At 48.6% G+C, this 15,398-nt stretch carries 12 protein-coding genes; 2 read left to right on the plus strand and 10 right to left on the minus strand.

The window, feature by feature from the left end:
* The first annotated feature begins 97 nt into the window (after window positions 1-97).
* Entirely contained in the window at window positions 98-610 is a 513-nt protein-coding gene (locus tag BMW71_RS21280) for a fasciclin domain-containing protein (protein ID WP_092178527.1), read from the plus strand.
* A gap of 13 nt (window positions 611-623) precedes the next feature.
* Here BMW71_RS21280 and BMW71_RS21285 read toward each other — a convergent pair whose 3' ends face one another.
* The 8 genes from BMW71_RS21285 to BMW71_RS21320 form a co-directional block, all read right to left on the minus strand.
* Window positions 624-1,379 carry a 2-phosphosulfolactate phosphatase gene (locus BMW71_RS21285; protein ID WP_092178529.1) on the minus strand — a complete coding sequence of 252 codons (756 nt, stop codon included), beginning with the start codon at window positions 1,377-1,379 and terminating at the stop codon, window positions 624-626.
* Window positions 1,376-2,470, minus strand: coding sequence for a glycine cleavage system aminomethyltransferase GcvT (gene gcvT, locus BMW71_RS21290; protein WP_092178531.1), 1,095 nt, complete (start codon window positions 2,468-2,470; stop codon window positions 1,376-1,378). Before gcvT ends, BMW71_RS21285 begins: the two co-directional genes overlap by 4 nt.
* A gap of 162 nt (window positions 2,471-2,632) precedes the next feature.
* Entirely contained in the window at window positions 2,633-4,012 is a 1,380-nt protein-coding gene (locus BMW71_RS21295) for a RagB/SusD family nutrient uptake outer membrane protein (protein WP_092178533.1), read from the minus strand.
* Between the two features lie 12 nt (window positions 4,013-4,024).
* Window positions 4,025-7,093 carry a SusC/RagA family TonB-linked outer membrane protein gene (locus tag BMW71_RS21300; RefSeq protein ID WP_092178535.1) on the minus strand — a complete coding sequence of 1,023 codons (3,069 nt, stop codon included), beginning with the start codon at window positions 7,091-7,093 and terminating at the stop codon, window positions 4,025-4,027.
* Window positions 7,094-7,382: 289 nt separating this feature from the next.
* Entirely contained in the window at window positions 7,383-9,725 is a 2,343-nt protein-coding gene (locus BMW71_RS21305) for a TonB-dependent receptor (RefSeq protein WP_092178537.1), read from the minus strand.
* A gap of 42 nt (window positions 9,726-9,767) precedes the next feature.
* On the minus strand, window positions 9,768-11,024 hold the full coding sequence (locus BMW71_RS21310; protein ID WP_092178539.1) for a sensor histidine kinase: 1,257 nt from the start codon (window positions 11,022-11,024) through the stop codon (window positions 9,768-9,770).
* The gene (locus tag BMW71_RS21315) at window positions 11,021-11,704 is read right to left on the minus strand and encodes a response regulator transcription factor (RefSeq protein ID WP_092178541.1); all 684 of its coding nucleotides are present in this window, start codon (window positions 11,702-11,704) and stop codon (window positions 11,021-11,023) included. The genes BMW71_RS21310 and BMW71_RS21315 overlap by 4 nt, the downstream gene beginning before the upstream one ends.
* A 133-nt stretch (window positions 11,705-11,837) precedes the next feature.
* A complete protein-coding gene (locus BMW71_RS21320) occupies window positions 11,838-12,164 on the minus strand; it encodes a HesB/IscA family protein (protein ID WP_092178543.1) in 327 nt (108 codons plus the stop codon).
* A gap of 321 nt (window positions 12,165-12,485) precedes the next feature.
* Here BMW71_RS21320 and thiL point away from each other — a divergent pair, with 321 nt between their 5' ends.
* Window positions 12,486-13,517 carry a thiamine-phosphate kinase gene (gene thiL, locus BMW71_RS21325; RefSeq protein WP_092178545.1) on the plus strand — a complete coding sequence of 344 codons (1,032 nt, stop codon included), beginning with the start codon at window positions 12,486-12,488 and terminating at the stop codon, window positions 13,515-13,517.
* Window positions 13,518-13,540: 23 nt separating this feature from the next.
* On the opposite strand, the gene BMW71_RS21330 is transcribed toward thiL, so the two are convergent.
* Window positions 13,541-13,918, minus strand: coding sequence for a hypothetical protein (locus BMW71_RS21330; RefSeq protein WP_092178625.1), 378 nt, complete (start codon window positions 13,916-13,918; stop codon window positions 13,541-13,543).
* On the minus strand, window positions 13,908-15,326 hold the full coding sequence (gene rlmD, locus BMW71_RS21335; RefSeq protein ID WP_092178547.1) for a 23S rRNA (uracil(1939)-C(5))-methyltransferase RlmD: 1,419 nt from the start codon (window positions 15,324-15,326) through the stop codon (window positions 13,908-13,910). Before rlmD ends, BMW71_RS21330 begins: the two co-directional genes overlap by 11 nt.
* Window positions 15,327-15,398 lie beyond the last annotated feature (72 nt).

Raw genomic sequence — 15,398 nt, forward strand, 5'->3', positions numbered from 1 at the left:
TGTTTATTAAACTTAAATTTTGATTTTTCTGAGATATATTTTTAAACAATTACATTTGATTTAGGTTTCTTTACCATATCAACTAAATCAACATACCATGAAAAAATTACTGAGTATTTTCCTAATGGCTACTTTGGTAGTCTTCGGGTCATTCGCCAATGATGACGAAAAAACACCCGCCACCGCTGTGAAAGCGGACAAAGACATTGTAGACCTCGCGGCTGGAACGGATTTTTTATCCACCCTGGTAGCCGCTGTGAAAGCAGGTGGTCTGGTAGACGTATTGAAGGGCGATGGTCCGTTTACGGTTTTTGCACCCACCAACGAGGCCTTCGCCAAATTACCCGCAGGCACGGTGGAGAGTTTGCTTAAGCCGGAAAATAAAGACCAGTTGGTTAAGATACTTACGTACCATGTCATTCCCGGATCAATTAAATCTTCGGATTTGAAAGATGGGATGGAAGTGGAAACCGTGCAGGGGCAAAAAGTGACGGTAAAGCTGGCAGGTGGCAAGGCCATGATTAACAAAGCGACTGTGACCGCGGCAGATATTGAAGCCACAAACGGCATGGTTCATGTGATTGACACCGTCATTCTTCCCGAAATGTAAGAATACCTGTGTTCTACGATTGAAGGCTGTTTCCCTCTGGAGACAGCCTTCTTTGTTTGGCAGCAGCAGGCTTTACTTTTAGCAGCCCTTCGTCCAGATGCACGACGGCGTTGTACCGGTTTAATTCCAGGCAAAAATCGATGTCCTTTTCCAGCTGGTGATTTTGGAGTCTTTTGGCATGCGAGGCTTTTTCCAGAAAAAAGGAAAGGTTTTCACCTGCCTGCTGAAAGACCGCCTCCATCGCCAGGGTGGCATCGCAGTCGTGTTTCCAACCCAGTGTCAGGGAAAGTGCTCCTGCATACAAGGAGTCCTCGATGTTGAATTTTCCTTTCCATCCTGCGCAAAGCACGAGAACGTCCCGGTCGCTAATTTGCAGGTAATCTACCGTGGCTTGCAGGTTGAGGAAGGAGCCGATCAGGATTTCTTCCGAATCCGCCTCCGCAAGCGAAATGGCCCGGGTTCCATTGGTCGTGGTCATGGCCAGTTTTTCGCCGGCAAAGGCATTGCCTAGAAAGGAAAGGGGACTGTTTCCCAGGTCGAATCCTTCGGCTTGCTGTCCGTTTCTTTCGCCAGCAATCAACCAATTTTTGTTTTTGTAGTTGCGGCACTCGTCCAAATCGCTTAGAGGCTTGATGCACCGCACCCCATTCGAAAGGGCAGTAACCATGGTAGAACTTGCTCTAAAAATATCCACGACCACCACGGTCTTTTGCGTTAAATCGTGTAGGTGGATCAGTTCCGGACTGATACAGGTTTCGATGTTCCTCATTTGGTCAGTAAGGGAAGTTTTTTGATAGTGGCTTCAAGGGATTTTTTGCGGACTTCGATACCGATACGGGTGCCCGGTTTGGCATAGGCTACATCCACGTATCCAAGACCAATGCCTATGCCCATACTGGGAGAAAGACTTCCGGATGTTACCCTGCCGATGGTAACGCCTTCCGTGTTCACTATGGGGTAATGGGCACGGGGAATTCCCTTTTCCTCAAGTACGAATCCGACCAATTTTCTTTTTACACCGGTCTGTTTTTGCTCCTTTAAGTCCTTGTGGTTGATAAAGTCCTTGGTGAATTTCGTGATCCAGCCCAATCCAGCTTCAATGGGGGAGGTTTCCTCGGTGATATCGTTGCCGTAGAGGCAATAGCCCATTTCCAGCCGCAGGGTATCCCTGGCTCCCAGACCAATGGGTTGAATGTCATAGGGTTTTCCAGATGCAAAAAGGGCGTTCCATACGGCCGAAGCATCTGCGTTTTTTACGTACAGCTCAAATCCTCCTGCGCCAGTATAGCCCGTTGCGGATACGATCACCTCAGACGCTCCGGCAAATTTCCCGGTGCGGAAATGGTAAAAAGGTATCTCGGCCAGCGGTATGTCCGTGAGCGGCTGTAGCACCTTGGTGGCATTGGGTCCCTGAACGGCAAACAGGCAAAACGCATCCGAACAATTCTCCATAGTTGCCCCCATTGTATTGTGCGTTTGTATCCAATTCCAATCCTTTTCGATGTTGGAGGCATTCACCACCAAAAGGTAGCGGGCGTCATCCAGCCGATACACCAGCAAGTCGTCCACAATTCCGCCGGTTTCGTTGGGGAGACAGGCGTACTGTGCCTGCCCCACGGAAAGACTGGCGGCATCGTTGGAGCTGACCTTTTGAATGAGTTCCAGTGCATGCGGTCCTGAAATGATGAATTCGCCCATGTGAGAAACGTCAAAGACCCCCACGTTTTCCCGGACGGCTTTGTGCTCGGCAATGTCCGAATGGTACCTGACCGGCATGTAGAAGCCGGCAAAGGGAATCATTTTTGCACCCAGTGCTTCGTGAATGTCATTTAGTACTATTTTTTTTATAGGATCCTGCATGAAGTAGTGGCTTGTAAAGCTCAAAGGTAAGCAATGTGATTAATTTTTCAGAAGTGGGGCATGAAAAAAGACCAGTCCGCTGAGGACTGGTCTTTTTGTGGCGTTCCTTAACGCAGCCAGTTGGCTTATGGTCCGGATCCGTGCGCGTGGCATTGTGGATCTTTACCCGCCGTATCCCGGATTTTGAATCAGGGAAGAATTTGCGTCCATTTCCCGTTGGGGAATTGGAAATACCAGCTTGGGGTCGTCGTAGGGGTATTGCAGGGTAGGGGTATTGTTGTCCTGAATCTCCCTTCGTGTACGTTTGCTATCGTGGATAAAATGTCCTTCGTGCGCAAGTTCAAGTTTTCGCTCTTGTAGGATTTCGTCCAGGCTCAGGCTGGTTTTTTCCGGTAGGTTTACACGAAGTCGAATCCGGTTAATGTCTTCCAGTGGCGTGGCGCCGATCGAAGTCCCTTCCCGAAAGTTTGCTTCCGCACGTGTAAGGTACATTTCTGCCAGGCGGATTATTTTTACGTTCCGGAATTGCTCCCGCCACTTGTCGGTGCGGGTTTCCCCTGCTCGTACCACAAATTGTTCCAAACGGTCATCGCCCGGCTCGTATTGATTGATATGGCTGCTGAGAATGGTAATATCCCCATCTCTGCCACCAAATTCGGGGGTGGAGTAAAACAGGTGCATGCTGTTATCCGGATCCTGCGCATTGACCTGGATGGTGAACAAATCCTCCTGGGAATCTGCTTCGTTGTTGAATGCCGCCATGTATTGATTTACCAGTCCTTTGCCGTTGGCAGTTGCCAGATCTATGGCTCGGTTTGCCGCATCCCTGGCGTCGGCAAAACGCTCCATTTGCAAATAGACCCGGGAAAGCAAGGCGGAGGCCACGTAATTACGGGCGAAAAAGCCATTGGTTTCCGGGAGCAGGCCTTCGGCTGTCTCCAAATCGGATACTACTTGCTGGTACACTTCCTCTACCGTATTTCGCGGCGCCTGATCTTCCTCGCTCACTTCCCGCGTTGGGTTCAGAACCAGGGGTACAGCCAGGTTGGTACCTGTGTTTCCAGCAGCATAAGGCAATCCGTACAGCTTCACCAATTCGAAATAGACGGCACCTCGTATAAACAGGGCTTCTCCCCGCACGCGGTCTCTGTCCGCTTCATCGACCAGATTGATTACTTCAAGGATATTGTTGCATACGTTGATCGCGCTGTAGGCCCGAAGCCAGGTATCGGTGACAAAGGAATTATTGGTAAAAATGCTCTTGTTATAAACCTCTCTGGGTTGGTTAAAGGTGCCTTCCCAGCGGATTTCGCCATTAGCGCTGAGCATTTCCGCATACAGGAGAGTTCGGCCTCCCCACAAATCTTCGTCTCGTAGGTCGGCATAGGCGCCAATCAGCACCCGCTTGATATTCGCGTCGCTATTCAGGGCAATTTCCTGATCCACGCTTTGAGCAGGTTGCAGGTCCAGTTGATCCGCGCAGGCGCCTATTAGTAAGGATGCGCCTAAGATCAGGGAAAGATGTATCGTAGTGTATTTCATTGGTTTCCGTAATTAAAATCCGACATTGATACCTAAAGAGAAGGTTTTCGCTTGCGGGGCAGTATAAAAATCGTTGCCCTGGAAAACGTTGGCATCGGAGGTAGTGGCTCCCAGATAATCCGCGTTTACCTCGGGATCCCATCCCATGTAATTGGTAAAGGTCAACAGATTTTGTGCCATTAAGTAAATTCGTGCACTGCTGATTTTCATCCGCTCGAGTACTGTCGATGGCAGGTTATAACCCAGCGAGAGGGTTTTTAGACGCACGTAGCTGCCATCCGAAATAAATCGGCTGGAAGCGTTGCAGCCGTTGCATTCCCCAAGTCTGGCCTGTGGAATGTCGGTGATGTCTCCGGGATTTTGCCAGCGGTCAAATTGGGCAGCCGTACTGTTGTCAAACCAATCCCCGTTAGCGGCATAGAAGCCAGCTCCCCCTTCGTAGATATCGTTTCCGAACACGCCCTGGAAAAGAAAAGAAAGTTGCAGGTTTTTGTAGGAAATGTTATTGGTAATTCCCGCAATGAAATCCGGATTGGGATCACCTACTACCATTCTTGCTGCTTCGTTGTAATCATTGGTGGTTTCGCTAAGGTCCTCATCGGTATAATAGAGCGCATCCCCGTTTGCCGGGTCAACTCCTGCATACCGAGGACCGTAAAACACCCCAATGGACTCGCCGATGAATATACCGTTTAGAAACCGAGACGAGGAGGGAGGAATAGAATTCTGTCCTTCGGAGAGCTCCCGCACCCGGTTGATATTCCGGGCGAAATTAAGGGAGGTATTCCAGCTGAAATCCTGGTCTGCATAGTTGGCTGAATTCAACACCACCTCAAATCCATAATTCTGCATTTTTCCTATATTTTGCCGCTGCGTGGCGAAACCGGTGGTTCCTGGCACGGGTACCAACAACAACAAATCGCTGGTTTGCTTGTCGTAGTAGTCCAATTCTCCGGTCAGTCGATCGTTAAAGAGACCGAATTCGACTCCTACGTTGAACTGCGCCGTGGTTTCCCAGGTGAGGTTTGGATTTGGAATTTGTGTGGGCTGCAAGCCGGGTTGCAAGCCGTAGGAAACCGGACCAAACAAGCCCAGGTGATCAAAGTCGCCGATATCCGCGTTTCCCGTCAGACCATAGGAAGCCCGTATCTTAAGTAAGCTTATCCCCTCTTTGCCAGTTAAAAAGCTTTCTTCTGTGACAACCCAACCTAGGGATGCTGCCGGATAGAATCCCCACTGGTTATTCCGTCCAAAACGAGAAGATGCATCGTAGCGAGCGCTCAAGGTCATCAGGTATTTGTTGTCCAGTTTGTAGTTGATTCTGGAAAAGTAGGAAAGAAAGGAGTGATGTGTAAATTCAGAGGTTCCTTCCACGATTTCGGCGGCTGATTCCAGCGTTCTCAATTCATCCAACGGAAATTCCTGTCCATCCACGCGAGTATAATCATCTTCTGTTTTTTGGAAGGCCATACCCCCTACGGCCTCGAATTGATGCCTCTCGGCAAAGGTGTCCGTGTAGGTGAAGTAATTGTTGGTATTGTAATTAAGGATCCGTGCCCATCGTGAACTACCCTCACCGTTTGTGCCCTGTCCAGTGATGGTACGGGATCCGAAAAACCGGTCATCGTTTTGATTGATGATATCCACGCCAAATTCGGACCGGAATCGCAGCTTATCGCTGAAGGCATATTCACCAAAAATAGTATTGATATTCCGGTAGGTAGAGGTAAGCCAATTGGCATTTTCAGAGTCGATCAGGTTGTTGTAGTACGTAGTCGTGGGGCGATCGTACAGCATTCCGTTTTCGTCCCGGATGGGTGTAATGGGGGCCAGTGCCACCAACTGAATCGGGTTATTGAACTGGTTGTCTTCGGGTAAGGTGGTCGTTTCTGTTCTGGAAAAACTAAAGTTGGCTCCGATTGAGAAACGGTCGGATACCTTGTGGTCCAGATTTAGCCTTCCCGAAATACGCTCAAACTTGTTACGGATCATGATCCCATCCTGCTTGTCATAGGCGGTAGAGAAATAAAAGCGCGTGGATTCGTTGCCACCGTTTGCAGAAAAGTTTACATTGGTGATGCCGGCATCCGGGTTGAATGCCTGTTCCTGCCAGTCAGTATCGACGCCGCCATTCCGCCAATCGGTGTGTCCGGCGTAGCGGTCCAGCCGGGTCTCAACAAACTCCAGATCCGAATCTTCGTAGTCGGCGGGGTTGTTTAGGGGGTCCAGCCCATTTGCCAGGTCGTTGTTGTATCCGGATTCGCGCATTAGCTCGATGTACTGGGCAGAATTCAGAAACTCATTTCTTCGGGTAGGGCTACTGACTCCCCGTTGAATTCCCACATTGAACTTGGTTTTGCCTGCCGTACCACTTTTAGTGGTGATTAGCACCACTCCGTTTGATCCCCGTGCGCCATAAATGGCAGCTGCCGACGCGTCCTTCAATACCTCGAAGGATTCGATATCGTTGAAATTGATATCGGCCATGGGGTTGCTCTTACCGATCGTCCCGCCCGAGGTTACGGGAATTCCGTCGATGACGTAGAGTGGTTCGTTGCCTCCTGAAATGGAAGAGGTACCACGGACCCGGATTTTGACGCCTTCTCCTACCTTTCCACTGGAGGATTCAACGAAAACACCTGACATTCGTCCCTGAATGGCTTCCTGAAAAGTAGGGACCGGCACGTTGGCAATATCTGCGCCCTTAAGGGAGGCGACATTACCAGTCAGGTCTCCCCGAGTGACACTTCCATAGCCTACCACCACCACTTCTCCCAGCGTTTTCGCATCTGGCATCAGGGTAATATCGATGGTGCTTTGGTTGTCAATTTGGACTTCCTGAGTGATAAACCCGATATAGGAAAACACCAAGGTTTCCTCATTGCTTACGGAAATCGAGTAACCGCCATCGATGTCGGTCACCGTGCCGCGGTTCGTTCCTTGAACCCGGACATTCACTCCCGGCAGGGTCAGGTTATCCTCTCCGGAAACGACTGTGCCGGTAACGGTTTTGTTTTGGGACCAGCCGATTAGCGGAAATGCCAGCATCAGCGTCACCAAAAGGAGTACACTTCTTTTCATACACGAATAGATTAGGTTTTTTAACGATTTAGGCTACGATTGGGTGTATTGCCTGTTACTCTTGTAATACGCGCTGTTAGATGATTTTAACGAAAAGTAACCTTTCCTTGAAGGAGACAAAGGTATAATAAAAAAACGAAAAAAAGTAATTTTTGAAAGAAACGCTCGTTTTTTGCCACAAAAATGAACCCTTCTACCCGAATTTAGTCGTGATTTACCAGGGGTGCGATCCAAAAAATCCAGACTCCAAAAGAGACTGGATTTCCAATCAACTATTAACCTAATTCATTTAAAATCGGTACCTGCCACTTACCATCAGGATACGGGTCTCCCGTTTGGCATAAAAGGTTTGACGGAACGTGTTGGTCAGGCTGTTTCCTGCAAATCGCTGGGTGTCAAAGACATCGCGCAGACTCAGGGAAAGCGCTCCCTTATTTTCCCAGAAGCTTTTCTGCAGGTTGACATCCATGTAATATTGGGCCAGGTCCCTTCCCTGGGCTTCGATCTCCGCTGACTCGTAGTTGGCCACGAATTGCAGGCTAAAGTTTTTGGGCAGCTCAAAGCTATTCATCAGTTTGGAATTCCAGGCAAAGCCCTGATTGATGAATTCCTCCCCAACATTGGACCCGTCGACCTGTATTCGAAAGGCAGTAACACTGCCGTTGATGTTCCACCAGGGCAGTACGTCCGTGATGCCAATGAATTCAACCCCGTAGGATACGGCCGTATTCAGGTTGGCGGGTTGGGAGTAGGAAATGCCGTCTTCGACCAGGGTGACAAAGTCCAACTGTCCGTCGACATGGCGGTAGAAGAGATTTGTGGTCAGACTGGAATTTTCAAAGTTAGCCATGTGCCCCAATTCTATTGAATGGATCATTTCCGGTTGTAGGTTCGGATTTCCCCTTCGCACACTCAGGGAGTCCGTGATATCGGGAAAGGGATTGAGTCGCCAGGCAGTAGGGCGGTCAATTCTCCGGCTGTAGGAAAATTTGACAGAGTTCTCCTCATTGAGTTTGTAAAGGGTTTGCAGGCTGGGAAATAAATTGATGTAGTTTTGCTTATTCGACTCCCCGGTATTGGCCAGGTAAGTGTCTACAAATGTGTACTCACCACGCAGCCCCGCGGTATACTCAAAACGCGACGAGGAGCCGGAATAGATGAAATACCCGGCGTGGATTTGGTCCTTGTACACAAAGCGGTTGCTGACCGCAGGATCGTCTACAAAATCCTGGGTGTTTTCTTCAAACCGGCTATAAACATAGTCGTTGTCAAATTTCCGAATGGTGGACTTTAAGCCTGCCTCGATCTTTGCCCCGGAGGCCAGCGGTGTGGTGAAGTCCGTCTGTACAATGGAAACGTAGCGCTTTTCGTCAGTAAATGCCCGTTCCCTACCATTCAGATTCTCATCCAGCGGTTCGGAACTGTTTCGGAAAATGTCAATATTTTGAATTTTGTACTGGTTGCGGTAGGAATTACTCGCAATCAGCTTAAAACTTTTGTCGGGATTGTCAAAGGTGCGTTCGTAAATAAGGGCATTATCGATGCCGTCATCGGCCTCTGTTTCCCGGTTTCTTCGGACGTACTCCAGGACCAGGTCGTTGGTATCCACGTCCCGCAGGTCGGCATAGAGGGTATTTACCTGACTATCGTCACTGGTCTGAAAGAAACCCTCGTAACTGATGATATTGTTTCCAAAGTAGTAATCGGCACCGAAATTGAGGTTATGCCCCAGGTTTTCATTGGTCGAATTGGTCTGTTGGTCCAAGATTTCTTCGTCTTCAAAGATTTCCCGCTCGGTACGTCGTTCACCGACAGAACGCCACCTCCGGAAATTGTAACCTGCAAAGACGTTGTACCGAAGCGTACGGTGATTGATGTTTGCCCCAGCATTCATTCTGCCTCTGGTGCCATATGTTAATTCGCCACTTCCGTGGGTTCCTAAATTTTCTCCTTTTTTCAAAATTATGTCAATTACCCCGGCTTCTGCCTCGGCGTCATACCTGGCATTGGGATTATTGATTATTTTGATTTGTTCAATGGCACTGGCCGGAATTTGATCCAAATTTTGGGTGAGAGAAGAGTTTCTTCCATTGATCAGTACATTGGTTCCGGAGCTACCCCGGAGCGTGATGGCTCCATCTTCCGATACACTGACAGATGGCGTGTTTCGAAGAATGTCCAAAAGTGTACCTCCCAGGTTGGAGAGGTTTTGGCTCGGATTTATGGTTAACCCCTCAGCGTCGGAACGAATTGGAAATTTAGAAGACTGCACGATCACTTCCTCCAAATCCTGATTTTCAGCAACCAACGCGATGGTTTCCAGTACTTTGTTTTGCCGGAGATCTACTTCCACCTCTTGTTCATTAAAGCCGAGGAGAAAAAAACGCAATACGTAGGTCCCTTCGGCTGCGCGCAGGGAAAACTTTCCCGCCTCATCGGTATCGGAAAAGGTAACGGGCTGGTCTGCGCCCGGTTTGTACAATGCTACCTGTACAAACGAAAGTGGATCGCGACTGGCATTGTCTACCAGGGTGCCGCGCAGGGAAATGTCGTCGGATTGACCGAAGGCATTACTGCCGGCAAACAGGCAAAACAAAAAAAGGGTAGTTAAATATAGTTGGTATCGTTTCATGGTATTTGGTATTACACTGCAAGTATAGGTTTACAATCTGATTCAATCTTGAAGTTCGATACGAATCCGATGTTCGCCTTCGGAAAATTGATAGTCGAGTGTAAAACCATGAATCCGGCAAATTTGTTGAACAATAGATAATCCCAGCCCAATGGAGTCGCTGGAGGGGTTTCCTTTTTTAAAGCGTTCCAGGAATTCCGCCACGTCAGTTTTAGGTTGACTGCCCGAATTCCGAATCGTTAGGTGGTTTTGGCTGACCACGATGTCGATGTATCCGGGGTTTTGGTTGTGCTTGATGGCATTGCTTAGCAGGTTATCTACCAGCATTTCTGCCATGTTTGGATGCATTTCGATATGGACCTCCGGGGCGATGTTTGAATGGAGGCGGATATTTTTGATGGCGATCAGCTCTTCGTACCCGGCAATGGATTGATGGATCAATTGAGAAAGATCCAGCCGTTGGTTACCTTCAAACTCCTGGTTTTCCAGTTTGGCCAGAGTGGCCAGGGAGTGGACCGTTTTACTCATTTTTTGGGTGGACTGGTAGGCCGCAGCGATCCATTTGGCTTGTTGGTCATTAATCGGGCTGTTGAGCAATAGTTCCAATTTACCCGAGGTGATGGCGATGGGCGTTTGGATCTCATGGGACAGGTTTTCGGAGAATTCCTTTACGATTTTATAATCGCTCAGCAAGCGTAGGGACATCTTTCGGAGAAACTCATGTAGCTTTTCGAATTCTTCAATCCGGGAGGGCTCAAATTCCAAGGGTGCATTTTCCTTGAAGGTAAAACCGTTGATTTTAGTCAGACTCTGGTGGAAGGGTTGAAGGATTTTTTTGGAAACCAATCGGCTGGTCACGACGATAAAAATCAACAGCAACAGAAAAATGGCGACCATGGTTTGCACCACCGTTTCGGTAATGTCATCCGACTCAATCATGATATTGTAGGTGGACATGTAATAGTGTTTGCCATTGATCAGGTAGGACCGCCCGGCTTTTACCTGCCGCTCTACTTGCTCCAGGGGCTCGTGCCAGGCAAGTGTGTCGTTTACCTGAAAGGGTATCTGGGCTGCTTCCAGGGGCAATTCCCGGATTTCCAGGCGGTCCTTTTTCAGCCTTGCAGGGTTTTCCATGAATTCCATCCTGCGGGCATAGTTGTCCAGTTGCCGCTCCAGTTCCTTGCCCTGCTCAAAATCAATTTCGGATTCCAGCTTGTAAAAAATCAGCACGCCGCCTATAAGTAAGACGATAATCGATATGCCCAGGTACCAAATGGTAAATTGATTGATTAATTTCATTCCTTAGCGGTATTGAATTTGTAGCCGATGCCATAGACCGTTTCGATGTAATCGAGCCCACCGGCCTGGCAAATCTTCTTTCGGAGGTTCTTGATGTGCTGGTACACGAAATCAAAATTTGCCAGGTCGTCGGTAAAGTCTCCCCAAAGGTGGTTTACGATGGCCTGCCTGCTCAAAACCCGGTCTTTGTTTGTCAGGAAAAATAGCAGCAGGTCAAATTCTTTTTTGGTTAGTTCGAGCGGCGCCTGTCGGACACGCACTTCCATTTTTTCGGGATTGACCTGTATTTCCCGAAACACCAACTGATCGGTACCACCCAATTGATTTCTTCGGTAGAGCGCCTTAAGGCGGGCATGCAATTCTGCCAGGTGAAAGGGCTTGGTCAGGTAATCGTCGGCCCCCAGTTCCAGGCCGTCTAATTTGTCTTTGAGTGAGTTTTTGGCCGAAATGATTAGAATATTGCTATTTTCCTGGTTTTCCTTGATGAAATCAATCAAATCCAGCCCGCTGCCATCCGGCAACATGATATCCAGAATGATGCAATCGTAGTTGTACACCAACAGCTTATCCTGCGCATCAAAGCAATTGTCACAGCACTCGCAAACGATCCCCTCCGAAGCAAGGAATTCCCGGATGCTGTCCAATAGTTCCGGTTGGTCTTCAATCAGCAGTATTTTCATCGATCAAATTACGCGTTTGTTTTTGAAGTAATCTTGAAGCAGTCGGTGGCCTGCTTCGGCGAATGGCAGCCAAAAAAAAAATCCCAAACCCGGTTCTCCTGGTTTGGGATTTTGGGGACGTAAGTACCCCGATCTAGATGGAGAAACTTTCCCCACAACCGCAGGTTCTGGAGGCATTTGGATTGACAAATTGAAATCCTTTGCCGTTCAATCCATCGCTAAATTCGAGGATCGTACCCGCCAGGTAAAGCAGACTTTTTCGGTCTACAATTATTTTTACTCCTTTATCCTCGAAAATATGGTCGGAGTCAGAGGTGCTGGCATCAAAGCCTAAATCGTACATAAGCCCCGAACAGCCGCCACCTTTTACAGACACCCTGATATTTTCCTCTTCTTTTCTCTTTTCCTCTTGTTTTAACTCCAGGATTCGATCCCTGGCTTTTTCTGAAACGATGATCATATCTTTTCGATGTTTAAATTACCCGTACTGTACACTACGCTTAAACGATACGGAATAAAAATAAATTCCATAATGTATACAAACAAAGATAATAAACTTACGCTAAATTCGGTAGCATTCGCCGGTTAAAGCCAGCCTTTTCCCCGGAGTCTACCGGCTGGTTTACCATCCTTAGAAAGTCAGGAAATGAGAGTAAGGGTAACACAATTGCGGGCAAGAAGGACGTTGCCGGTTGGGGTAGCCAGGAATTTAATCGTATTTTTACGTTTTGTAAGTGCCGGTGCAGGTAAACGCAGGCGCCGGATTTGGACAATACAGTGTATGGAAAAAGAAAAAAGAACGGAAATCGGCAATATAGGCGAATTTGGGCTAATCGATACCATCCGGGAAACGGTTACCTTGTACCAGCCCGGCACCTTGAAAGGCATCGGAGACGATGCGGCAGTTCTCGGGCCAACGGATCTGGTTCGTGTCGTGACCACCGACATGCTATTGGAAGGGGTTCATTTTGACCTGTCTTATACCCCCTTGACGCATTTGGGATTTAAAGCGGTTGCCGTAAATGTCAGCGATGTAGCGGCCATGAATGCCGTTCCAACGCAGCTTACCGTCAGCCTGGCGCTATCAAACCGTTTTTCGGTAGAGGCAGTGGCAGCGATTTACGAGGGCATTAACCTGGCAGCGGCCCACTACAAGGTAGACGTAGTTGGCGGCGATACCACGGCCTCCCGGTCCGGTCTCGTTATTAGCGTGACGGCTATCGGCGAAGCCAAACAGGAGGAAATCTGCTACCGATCAGGTGCAAAGGTTAACGACATCATCTGCGTCACCGGGGATTTGGGAGGGGCTTTTATGGGACTTCAAGTGCTGGAACGGGAAAAGCAGGTGTTTTTGGCGGATCCCAACATGCAACCTCGCCTGGATGCGTATCCCTACGTGACTGGCAGGCAGCTGCGCCCAGATGCCCGAATGGATATTGTGCACGAACTACGTGAGCTGGGCCTGGTGCCAAGCAGTATGATTGATGTCTCCGATGGCCTGGCTTCCGAGCTTTTTCACATTTGCCAGGCATCCGATGTAGGAGTAGCGATTTATGAAGACAAGCTACCCATCGACAAGCAAACCTACGATACGGCCTTCGAATTCAACATGGATCCGATCACCAGTGTGCTAAACGGAGGGGAGGATTACGAACTTTTGTTTACCATCGATCAAAAGGATTTTCCCAAGTTGGAAAAACACCCCGACATTCATTTTATTGGCCATGTTACCGCCGCAGCAGAGGGCAAACTGCTAATAACCAAGAGCCAGACAGCTGTTCCCCTGAAAGCACAGGGCTGGAAGCATTTTTAGGGTCTTTTCCAATGATTCGGCACTTATTCATTGGGATAGGGAATGTACAGAAAGTTGGTAAAGGTTTCGTCCACCACAAACAGGCAACAAAATTCATCGGGGTCTTTGTAAGTAGTTTTAAACTGATCCAGGGCATCTTCCTGGATCAGTTTTCGTTGCACAAACTCATCGAGGTAGGTAATGTAATAGTTCCAATCGATGGGTTTCTCCTTGTTGCTCAGAAATAGTTGTCCGATGGGTTGTTCGGTTTTGCTGATGGGAAAAATGGGGTACTCAGAAAACCCCCGTTTTCTGACCTGGTAGGAAGCTTCCTTCAGGTTTTCACAAATTTTAATGAAATCACTGCTGATGGTTCCGAGGTATTTTCCGTTTAGTTCCGGATCGTTATCGTTACTGATCATCATGGTTTTTTAATTCAAGTAAAACTACATTTTCTACATGGTAGGTCTGTGGAAACATGTCCACAGGCTGTATGCGCCGGACCTCGTATCTTTCGGCGAGCAGCGCCACGTCTCTAGCCTGTGTAGCAGGATTGCAACTGACATACACGATTTTAGGTGCTCCCAGCATAAGTAACATCCGGGTGACATCTTCGTGCATGCCTGCACGGGGAGGATCGGTGATGACCACATCCGGCGGTTGGTGCTCCGCAACAAAGGACTCGTTTAGGACTTCCTTCATATCGCCCGCATAGAAAAGGGTATTGGTGATTCCGTTCTGCAAGGCATTTTCTTTGGCATCGGCGATGGCAGGGGCTACGTACTCAATGCCGATTACTTGCTTTGCCTGTTTCGCTACAAAATTGGCAATGGTGCCGGTACCGGTGTACAAGTCATACACGGTCTCCTCTCCGGTCAGTCCGGCAAATTCACGGGTTACCTCGTACAGGCGCTGGGCTTGCCGGGAATTGGTTTGGTAAAAGGACTTGGGCCCTATTTTAAACCGCAGCCCCTCCATGGTTTCTACGATATGGTCTTTTCCTGCATACAGATGTACGTCCAGGTCCTGAAACGTTTCATTTTTTTTCAGGTTGACAATGTATAACAACGAGGTGATGCCCGGGAATTGTTCCTTTAAAAACTGCATCGTTTTCTCAATACCAGCCGGGTCGTCTTCCCCAAACTGTACGATGGCCATGACCTGATCGTCCAGGGTGCTGCGAATGACGAGGTTTCGTAGCAGCCCGGTTTGTTGGATGATGTCGTAAAAGCTGAGCTGCTCCGCTAGGGCGAAGTCACGCAGCGCATTCCGGATTTCGTTGGATAGGGATCCCTGCAAGTAGCAATGCTGGATATCGACAATTTTGTCAAAACGCTTGGGTACGTGAAAGCCCAGGGCATTGCGCTCGAAATCGGCTCCCGAATCAATTTCTTCCCGCGTCAGCCAGCGGTTGTTGGAAAACGTAAAATCAAGCTTGTTTCGGTAATACCGGGTATCTTTGGCGCCAATGATGGGCATGATTTCGGGCAGGGGAACTTTGGCAATCCGTTGGAATTGGTCCACGACTTGTTGCCGTTTGTAGTCCATTTGCAGTTCGTACGAGATATGTTGCCACTTGCATCCGCCGCAGCTGCCGTAATGTTCGCAAAAGGGGCTTACCCGATCCGGTGAATATTCCCGTATTTCGATGGCCTCCGCCTCCATAAAGCTGCTTCTGCCACGGGTGACCCGGGCATCTACCACGTCGCCAGGAGCCACATTACTAACAAACACCACTTTTCCTTCGTAATGCCCTACACATTTTCCTTCGGTAGCAATTCGCTCGATTTTAAGGTTTTGGAGGACCTTATTTTTCATTTTCCTTGACATAGGTCGCAAAATTAGTCATTTTCGGTCAAAGGGATTTACTTTGTACCCATTGCATACATCTTTTTGAATAAC

It is taken from the genome of Cyclobacterium xiamenense, from assembly GCF_900109255.1.
GTDB lineage: Bacteria > Bacteroidota > Bacteroidia > Cytophagales > Cyclobacteriaceae > Cyclobacterium > Cyclobacterium xiamenense.

What these genes read in the sequence shown, in the direction of transcription:
- BMW71_RS21280 (WP_092178527.1), top strand. Translation starts at nt 98, where the DNA reads ATGAAAAAATTACTGAGTATTTTCCTAATGGCTACTTTGGTAGTCTTC.
- BMW71_RS21285 (WP_092178529.1), bottom strand. Translation starts at nt 1,379, where the DNA reads ATGAGGAACATCGAAACCTGTATCAGTCCGGAACTGATCCACCTACAC.
- gcvT (WP_092178531.1), bottom strand. Translation starts at nt 2,470, where the DNA reads ATGCAGGATCCTATAAAAAAAATAGTACTAAATGACATTCACGAAGCA.
- BMW71_RS21295 (WP_092178533.1), bottom strand. Translation starts at nt 4,012, where the DNA reads ATGAAATACACTACGATACATCTTTCCCTGATCTTAGGCGCATCCTTA.
- BMW71_RS21300 (WP_092178535.1), bottom strand. Translation starts at nt 7,093, where the DNA reads ATGAAAAGAAGTGTACTCCTTTTGGTGACGCTGATGCTGGCATTTCCG.
- BMW71_RS21305 (WP_092178537.1), bottom strand. Translation starts at nt 9,725, where the DNA reads ATGAAACGATACCAACTATATTTAACTACCCTTTTTTTGTTTTGCCTG.
- BMW71_RS21310 (WP_092178539.1), bottom strand. Translation starts at nt 11,024, where the DNA reads ATGAAATTAATCAATCAATTTACCATTTGGTACCTGGGCATATCGATT.
- BMW71_RS21315 (WP_092178541.1), bottom strand. Translation starts at nt 11,704, where the DNA reads ATGAAAATACTGCTGATTGAAGACCAACCGGAACTATTGGACAGCATC.
- BMW71_RS21320 (WP_092178543.1), bottom strand. Translation starts at nt 12,164, where the DNA reads ATGATCATCGTTTCAGAAAAAGCCAGGGATCGAATCCTGGAGTTAAAA.
- thiL (WP_092178545.1), top strand. Translation starts at nt 12,486, where the DNA reads ATGGAAAAAGAAAAAAGAACGGAAATCGGCAATATAGGCGAATTTGGG.
- BMW71_RS21330 (WP_092178625.1), bottom strand. Translation starts at nt 13,918, where the DNA reads ATGATCAGTAACGATAACGATCCGGAACTAAACGGAAAATACCTCGGA.
- rlmD (WP_092178547.1), bottom strand. Translation starts at nt 15,326, where the DNA reads ATGTCAAGGAAAATGAAAAATAAGGTCCTCCAAAACCTTAAAATCGAG.